The sequence below is a fragment of the Nocardiopsis baichengensis YIM 90130 genome (genome assembly GCF_000341205.1).
Lineage (GTDB): Bacteria > Actinomycetota > Actinomycetes > Streptosporangiales > Streptosporangiaceae > Nocardiopsis_A > Nocardiopsis_A halophila.
Genome location: NZ_ANAS01000025.1, coordinates 202,909 through 210,793, shown reverse-complemented (window position 1 = coordinate 210,793; position 7,885 = coordinate 202,909). Strand labels below are relative to the sequence as shown.

The 7,885-nt window shown below is 74.5% G+C and carries 6 protein-coding genes and 1 pseudogene; 3 read left to right on the top strand and 4 right to left on the bottom strand.

From position 1 onward, the window contains the following. Nucleotides 1–191 precede the first annotated feature (191 nt). A complete protein-coding gene (locus C892_RS0120755; RefSeq protein WP_017558756.1) occupies nt 192–1,142 on the top strand; it encodes a hypothetical protein in 951 nt (316 codons plus the stop codon). Between the two features lie 412 nt (nt 1,143–1,554). On the opposite strand, the gene C892_RS0120750 is transcribed toward C892_RS0120755, so the two are convergent. Both C892_RS0120750 and C892_RS0120745 read right to left on the bottom strand, forming a co-directional pair. Then, complete coding sequence (locus tag C892_RS0120750) at nt 1,555–2,766, bottom strand: damage-control phosphatase ARMT1 family protein (RefSeq protein WP_017558755.1); 1,212 nt, start codon at nt 2,764–2,766, stop codon at nt 1,555–1,557. A 245-nt stretch (nt 2,767–3,011) separates the two neighbouring features. Further along, on the bottom strand, nt 3,012–3,731 hold the full coding sequence (locus C892_RS0120745; protein WP_017558754.1) for an SWIM zinc finger family protein: 720 nt from the start codon (nt 3,729–3,731) through the stop codon (nt 3,012–3,014). Between the two features lie 260 nt (nt 3,732–3,991). Between C892_RS0120745 and C892_RS30800 the strand changes: the two genes are divergently transcribed. Both C892_RS30800 and C892_RS29325 read left to right on the top strand, forming a co-directional pair. Next, entirely contained in the window at nt 3,992–4,240 is a 249-nt protein-coding gene (locus C892_RS30800; RefSeq protein WP_338040875.1) for a DUF397 domain-containing protein, read from the top strand. Nucleotides 4,241–4,368: 128 nt separating this feature from the next. Beyond that, nucleotides 4,369–4,672, top strand: a pseudogene (locus C892_RS29325) (nucleotide pyrophosphohydrolase). Here C892_RS29325 and C892_RS0120730 read toward each other — a convergent pair. Continuing rightward, nucleotides 4,638–5,309 carry a hypothetical protein gene (locus tag C892_RS0120730; protein ID WP_017558751.1) on the bottom strand — a complete coding sequence of 224 codons (672 nt, stop codon included), beginning with the start codon at nt 5,307–5,309 and terminating at the stop codon, nt 4,638–4,640. The pseudogene C892_RS29325 and the gene C892_RS0120730 overlap by 35 nt on opposite strands. Before the next feature lie 95 nt (nt 5,310–5,404). Further along, nucleotides 5,405–7,594, bottom strand: a complete 2,190-nt coding sequence (locus C892_RS0120725) for an ADP-ribosylglycohydrolase family protein (RefSeq protein WP_017558750.1) — start codon at nt 7,592–7,594, stop codon at nt 5,405–5,407. Nucleotides 7,595–7,885: the final 291 nt, after the last annotated feature.

Sequence of the window (7,885 nt, the reverse complement as noted above, 5' to 3'; positions counted from 1 at the left end):
GGGCCATGCGCGCCGACAAGGCAGCGCGCACGGCCCGCGAACAACAATCCCTCTCGCTGGCCGCTTGACATAGAAGCGTCAACGCGAGAGAGGGGTGGGGCGGGGCGCCGGACCGCTCGCGAGGGGGAGGGTTGTCCACAGGCGGGGAGAACGGTCCGCCGCTGCGGGGACGGCGGGCGCACAGTCGTGGCATGCGCATACGAGAGACCGAGATCAGCAACGTCATGACCACGGCCGCCGCCCAGTACGGGCTGATCAGCCACCGCCAGGCGCTGAGCTGCGGGCTCGACGACACCCGCATCCACCGGCTCCTCCGCCGGCGGGAATGGGTGATCGCCCTGCCCGACGTCTACGCGGTTCGCTCGCTGTCGGCCGGGGCCGAGGGGGCGCGCGGCGCGGACGGCGTCCGGCTGCGGCGGGCGGTCAAGGCCGCGCAACTCGCCCTGGGGCCGGCGGCGGTGGCCTCGGGGCCCACCGCGGCGCGGCTGTGGGGGATCAAGGGGCTTCCCCGCTGGAACGGGCGGGAGGTGCACATCACCCTGCCCGCCCCGTGCGGGGCGCCGGACCTGCCCGGGGTGCGGATCGGCACCCGGCTCGTCGGCCGGCACGAGGCCGCACGCAAGGACCGGCTGCGGGTCACCGCCCCGGGCCGGACCCTGCGCGACACCGTGCTGTGCACCGACCGGGCCACCGCCGTCGCCCTCATGGACTCGGCGCTCAACCGGGGGCTGCTGCCCTGGCGGGAGCTGCTCGCCCAGCCGACGCTCAACGCCTGTCGGCCAGGCGCCGAGGCGTCCGAGCCGTGGTGGAGGCTGGCCGATCCGCGGGCGACGACCCCGCTGGAGACCCGGATCCGCCTGCTGTGCACCGACGCCGGGGTCCCTCCCGACGACCTGTACCCGCAGGGGCCGGCCGAGGGCGGCGACCCCCTGCCGGGCAGGGCGGTACGGGCCCCGCTGTGGTGGAGGAGGGGGCCGCTCATCGTCGACCCGGTCGGGGCCGTGCCGCCCCGCCTGGCCGAGGAGCTGGAGGCGGCCCGTCCGACGGCGACCGTGCTCCGGCCCACGTGGGACGACCTGGCGCGGCCCGAGGTCCTGGTCGGCGCGGTGGCCGGTGCCCTGGGCACCGGGCCCGGGCCGTGACCCGCACCCGGCTCGGGCCGTGCGGGGGGGGGCGACGCCCCGGGCCGGTCGGCGGGGTGCTTCGCCCCGACTCGACCGCCCGCCGCCGCCTCGTCGATGACCGAGGCGGGAGCGCGGTCGTCCTCGCAGGAACGGCGGCGAACGGCAGCGAACGGCGGCACGTTCGCCTGGATCATCGTGCCGGGGGGCTTCGACGCCCCCCCTGCCCGACGGTGTCCGCCGGAGTGGTCGAACCTCCCCGTCCGGGCCGGGACGGGTGCCGCGCCTGAGGTCGGGCATCGTCGGCCACAGGCCGGGTCGACCAGGGATCGCGCCTCCGTCGGGCCGCCGAAGGCCTCCCGGCGAGGGCGGTCGCGCTCGCGGGAGGTGACGCCGCTCCAGCGGACGCGGCCCCTGCTCCGCCGATGCCCTCTCAGCCGCCGGCCTGCACCACCGCGTAGCTGCCACTGGTGCGCCAGCCGATGCCCCCGGCGTCCAGCTCGGCGGCGACCACCGGGTCCAGCCCGGCGACGGTGTCGGACTTGACCGTGCGCAGGGCGACCACAGGGGAGGGGAAGCCGCCCACGGCCTCGGCGAAGGGGGTGGCCGGGTCCCACCAGCGGTCGCCGACCAGGCGCCGGTAGTTCAGGTCGCCCTTGAGCACGGTGAGGGAGGCGGCGCCGAAGTCGGTCTCCAGGTCCTCGGGCATGGCCGAGTACGGCAGGGGCGCACAGGAGAAGGGGTGGGCGCGCACGATGAGCGCGCCGGTGCGCAGGGCCTCGCGGAGCCGCTCGCCGCACGCCGCCGCCTCGCCCCCGGCGCGGCGCAGGCGCCCGAGCGCGGCCAGGACGTCGGCCATGGTCGCGTCGGAGACGAAGTAGGGGTGCGGTTTGAGGTGCAGGACGACCGAACCGGCGCGCCGGGTGGAGAGCAGGAGGTCGATCAGGGCCAGGTCGGGCAGCAGCTCACGGGCGGCGTTGTCGGCGACGAAGCAGACCCGCTCGGCGTCGCCGAGCAGGTCCCACAGGCGCCCGCTCTCGTCGGCGATCAGCCCCGCCTCGGGCCTGCCCGCGTCCGCCGCTCCCGCGGCCTCCGACTCGGTCCCGCCCTGCTGGGACAGGGCGAATCCGAGGTCCGCGCGGTTGCCCCAGAGCGAGGAGAGCAGCAGGGCCCGGTCCCGCTCCTCCTCGGGCAGGCCGGCGACGGTGTCGAGGGCGCGCAGTTCCTCGTCGGCCTCTTCGGAGCGCAGCTCGGCGCTCTTGGAGGGTTCGAAGGGGTCCACCCCCTGCCAGGGCCCGGGCGCGAAGTAGCCGACCGCCCCGAGGAGGCGCCGGTAGAAGTAGCTCTCGGCCCAGAGGAAGGGGAGGTCGGTCCAGGGGACACCGGTGTGCTCGTCCATCCCCCAGGAGACCCACGCCGCGCGGTCGTGGGCCTCGGGCCGCAGGGGCTGGACGTTTCCGGAGGTGATCTCTTCGAGCAGCAGATCGAGGCGGCCCCGCTGCGCCGGCGTATAGGGGTGGGCGTCGCGGACCTTGGCGATCAGCGCGGGGTGGCGCTCGGTGAGCACACTCCGGGCGTAGGACCCCGGCTCCCCGCCCATCACCACGGGTGCGCGGTCGGGCCCGTTGAGAGAAGTGTCGGCCATGCCCCCGGTCTACCGCTCGCGGCCACTCGCCTGCCACCCGCCGCGCGACGTGAATCCGGTCGCAGACGGCGGCCCGGGGCCCGCGCACCCCCTGCGGCCGTCCGTCCGGAGAACGGCCCCGGCCATCGATCGTGGTGGAATCGCCACGCGATCGCACATCGCGTGGCGATTCCACCACGATCGATCGGGGCAGCGGCCTCGTCCGCCGCGAAAGTCGGGGGTAGGGCCTGCCCCCTCTGTAAAGCTCAGTCGTCGACGTGGTGCGGCTCGGCCAGCTCCCGCAGGCGATCGCTCAACGCGTCCTCGTAGCCGTGGAGCACGTCGTCGTAGAGGCCGAGGGCATCGGTGGCGAGCCGGGCGGCCTCCTCCCCGTAGCCGTAGTCGGCGAGGACGTCCAACGTGTCGATCGCCCGCCGGAGACGGTGCGTTCCGCTCTCCTCGGTGTCCCAGCCCTCGTCCGGGGTGAATTCCACGATGGCCTCTTCGAGCTCCGCGTACGCGGTCTCCAGGGCCTCGGCCATGCCTCCGGCGGCTTGCAGGCGGGCCAGCACGACCGGGTCGTCATCGGCGAAGTCGAGGAGTTGATCGACGAGCCATTCGGGTTCCTGAGCCGAGAGGAAGTCCTTCAGAGCCGGACCGGTCCCCCCGGTACCTCCTGTTGCGGGCTCGGGGAGGTCGGGCTGTTCGGCATCGATCCATGCCAGGGCCGTGGCGATGGCGTGCTTGCACCAGGGGGCACCGTCCCGGCCCAAGGGGCAGGTGCAGTCCGCGTGAGGGAGCCCTGCGCCGGTGGGGCGGAGGGTCACGCGGTACGGCCTGGTACCCGAGACGATCGCGGTGACCTGGCCGGGGGCGGTGCGGAGGCGTTGGACGCGTCCGGACTCGAAATAGCGCAGCCCGCGCGTGAACCGGGCGGGGTCGGTGGCGGAGCGGAGGTCCTCGGGGGAGAAGCGGGATCGCGTCACGACGCGAGGCTAACGCGCGGGGCGGAGCTCTCGCCCGGAGGCAGTGGAGAAGAAGGAGAAGAAGGAAAGGGGGACGGTGAAGGCGGGGCCCGCTCAGGCGGTGGTGGGCCTGGGGAAGAGCGGGGATTCGAAGACGGCCCAGACGGTGGTGCCGCCGCGGTCGTTCGGGTCGTATCCATGATGGGCAGGGCTCAGTCGGCGGCATTGAGCCCAGCTGGTTCACTTAGCCTGATCGACAAGGTGATCGAGTCCCTAGAAGAGTGAGCCGAGTGATTGAACGGCGCGGGTGGCGCAAGAGCAGCTGTAGCGGCGCCAGCGAGAACTGCGTTGAGGTCTCCAAGCAAGCCTGGCGCAAGAGCAGCTACAGCGGTGGGCGTGAGAACTGCGTCGAGGTGGCCGACCTCCCCGGGGCCACGGGGGTCCGCGACTCCAAGTTCCCTGAGGCCGCTGTCCTAGCCTTCCCGCCCGCCGAGTGGAGCGCCTTCCTGGCTGGAGTCCGTGAAGGCTGACGCCCCCGGCCCCGTGCGCGCTGAAGGCCCCGCCTGCGCCGGTGGTCCCAGGGGCGGTGGCCCCCGACGGCCGCCGTCCTCCGGTGGGCCCCATCGGTGATAGAGAAGGGTCCGTGAGCATCTCATCCATGCAGGACCTTCTCGCCGACTTCGCCGAGCGCCGGGACTGGGGGCGCTTCCATACGCCCAAGAACCTGGCCATGGCCCTGGCCGGGGAGGCGGGCGAGTTGGCCGCCGTTCCAGTGGCTGGAGCAGGACGAGGCCCGGCGCGTGATGGAGGACCCCGACAAGGCCCATGCGGTCCGCATGGAGATGGCCGACGTCCTCAGCTACCTGCTGCGCATGTCCACGGTCCTCGGCGTGGACCTGGAGGAGGCCCTCAAGGAGAAGGTCGCCATCAACGAGGAGAGGTTCCCCGAGAAGTCGGCCTGAGGCCCCTGCCGGGCGGCCGTGTCGGCGGGGCGGGCAGCGGGGTGCGGTCGGGCGGGCCGTCGAGGCCGTGGGCGGTGTCATGGGCGGCGTCGTCCGCCGTGACGCCGAGGTCTTGGCGCATGAGGGTGCGCAGGACGTCCAGATCGCCCCACAGGTTCTGCAGCTCCCGCTGGGCGCGCTCGACGGACTCCTCCTCGTGTTCGAGGCCGTCGTTCAGTCGGCGGACCATCCCGTAGAGCCAGTTCAACTCGGAATTGACGTCGCCCGCGGCGACCAGGACGCGGTCGGGCGCCGTGAGCTGGATCTCGGAGTAGTCCTCCACGAAGGCCTTCCGCGCCTCGTCCAGGGCCGCCCACGGGTCGTCCGGGCGCTCCTGGCCGTGCAGGGCGTGCGTGCAGTGGCGGATCTGGGCGTGGAAGTGGCGCGCCTCGGCGTTGAAGGCGATGTAGGACGCGCGGCGGGTGGCCATCGCCGCGTCGGCCTGCTGGCGCTCGTGGTCGGCGGCGCGGGCCTGCTGCTCCCGGTCGATCTCCGCCAGGCGGGCCCGGGCCGCCAGGATCTGCGTGAACACGGCCGACCCGAGGGTGCCGGCGATTCCCAGGACGGCGACGATGATTCCCACGTACGGTTCGGACACGGCCTGCGACGGCTCCCTGTTGCGGTGCGGGGCGAGGGCGCTTCCACGGCGCCTCGCATGTGCGGCGAGAGACCCTATAGGAGGCGGGTCGGCGTTCAGCGGCCGACCCAGTCCGGAAGGGGCTCGGCGCGGTCGCGCCACCGGTCGGGGATCCCCTCGATCCCGGTGCGCGCGGCGGCGACACCGCCCGCGATTGCCGACGTCGTGTCGCGGTCGCCCCCGGCCTCCGCACAGGTGCGCACTGTCGCCTCGTAGTCGTCCAGCCGGGTCGCCGCCGTCCACAGCGCGAACGGGACCGTGTCGGGTGCGCTCACCCTCGACCCCGTGCCCAGCGCCCTGGCGGCGGTGTCGGACGGCGCCTGCATCAGGTTCCGGGCGTGGATCAGCCCCTCGCGCACCTGGCCCCCGGGCGTCTGCTCGATCGCGGCCTCCAGGAGCTGTTCCCCGTCCAGGCCCCGGATCCCCGCGGCCGCCGACGCGGCGACCGCCACGGCCACCGCCCCGGCGACCCCCTCGTCGTGGGTGTGCGTCACTCTGGCCGACCGCGCCGCCTCGTCTCTCGCGCGCGCGAGGTCGCCGGCGAAGTACGCCCCCAGGGGCGCCACCCGCATCGCGGCCCCGTTCCCCCAGGAACCGCCGCCGCCGAACTGGGCGTCGGCCAGCTCCTTCCAGTCGGCCCCCTCGCGGACCCGCTCCAGCAGTTCCCGCGTCGCCGCGCCGTACTTGCGCTCCGGGTCGTAGTGCTCGGCGAACGACCGGGCGAGCACATCGCCGTCCACCCGCCCCGCCCGCAGCAGCACGTCGGCGATGGAGCACGCCATGAGGGTGTCGTCCGTCCAGCGCCAGGGCGCGGGGGGCAGCTCCCCCGCGGCGTTCCGTGCCACCGCCGGGGAGAAGTGCCACTCCCCGAAGCCGTCGCCGATCGCCAGGCCCACCAGGGACGAGCGCAGGCGCCCGCACGCCGTCCTCCCGCCGGGCGCGGCGTCGTCCGGCGGGAACGGCACGGCCTCGCCGTAGGCCTGCTGCCGGGTGCCCCTCTTCCTGCTCTGGCTGTGCCCGCTCATGTACGTCGCCTTGGCCGCGCGCGCCGTGTCGTCCGTGCGCGCGCTCCTGGCCAGCAGGTCCAGCTCGGCGATCTGGTCGGCCACCTGGCGGGCGAGGGCCTCGGGCGCGGCGCCCATGTGCGAGCTCAGCTCCTGCCGTGCGCCCTCCAGCTCGGCCGCCGCCCCGCCGCGGTCGCCCCGCCGCAGCGCGTCGCTCGCCCGCCGTTTCGCCTCCTGCGCCTTCTGGTAGGCCTTCTCGGTGCTCACGGCGGGGTCGGCGATGCGGGACGCCGCCTCGTCGCCGGGCACGGCGTTCACCGGCACCGGGAGCGTCACCGTGTAGGTCTCCAGCTCCGCCGGGTCGACGTAGGTGACCTCCAGGGCCGCCACGGTCGTCGGCCCCGGGTCGGTGATGCCGCCCACGTCCATCCGCAGCAGCAGCCGCCGGTGCTCCCCCGAGTAGAAGTCCCCGAGCTCCACCACGACGTCCCCTCCGGGGAGCCGGTCGGAGGGCAGGCCGCCCAGCGGCTCGACCGACCCCACCCGGGGGCCGACCCGCACCCGCAGCGACGCGGCCTGCGCCGTCTTGGCCAGCAGGTGGTCGACCTCCCCCTGCAGCAGACCCAGCGCGGTGTCGGGGTCCTCGGCGAACAGGGCGTCGCCCGCCCCGCCGTCGGCCACCGCCCCCAGCAGCTCCTCGTCGTACCCCAGCCCGTAGCCCACGGTGGTGGTGGCGACCCCGGAGGCGTAGGCGGTCCGGGCGATCCCCGCCAGCCGGTCGTGGTCGGTCACCCCCTGGTTGGCGTGCCCGTCGGAGATGAGCAGCAGCGTGGCGCCCCGGTCCGCCGAGGCCCGCCGCGCCTCCTGCACGCCCCGCAGCAGCCCGCTGGACAGGTCCGTGGAGCCGCCGGCCCGAAGACCGCGGATCCGCTCCTTGACCGCGGCCTTGTCGGTCAGCGGCGCCGCCGGGACCAGCGCCTGGGCCTGGTCGGAGAAGACCACCACGCCGAAGCGGTCGGCCGGGTCCAGGCGGTCCACCAGCGCCATCAGCGCCCGCACCGCCCCTTCGAGCTTGCGCCCGGAGTGCATCGACCCGCTGCGGTCCAGCACCACCTGCAGTGTCGAGGGCGGGCGGCGCCCGCCCCCGGGGCGCTCGGGGGCGGTGATGTCGAGCAGGACCGTGACCTCGTCGCCGGTGTCCAGGGGGACGGCGTCGAATTCGAGGAGGGCGGAGACGTGCACGGCTCGTCCTTCCGGTGGGGCGCTGCCAAAGGGGACGTCACCGACCATCGTGCCCCGGCTCGCGGCCCCCTCGCGCCCGCCGCGGTGGCACGAACCGGCCAGCTCGGCCCTCCGGGCCGCCCGGCGGGCGCTCCGCACCGCCGCGGCCGTCCGCGGTGCGCGCCAGGGGAGAGGAAGGCGAAAGGAGGTGCAGGAGCGCACTTCCGTCCGGAGAAGGAAATTCGGGGAGGGAGGAAAGCCTCTATAAATGAATCGTTCCCCCGGTGCTACGATGCGTCTCCGCGAATCGGC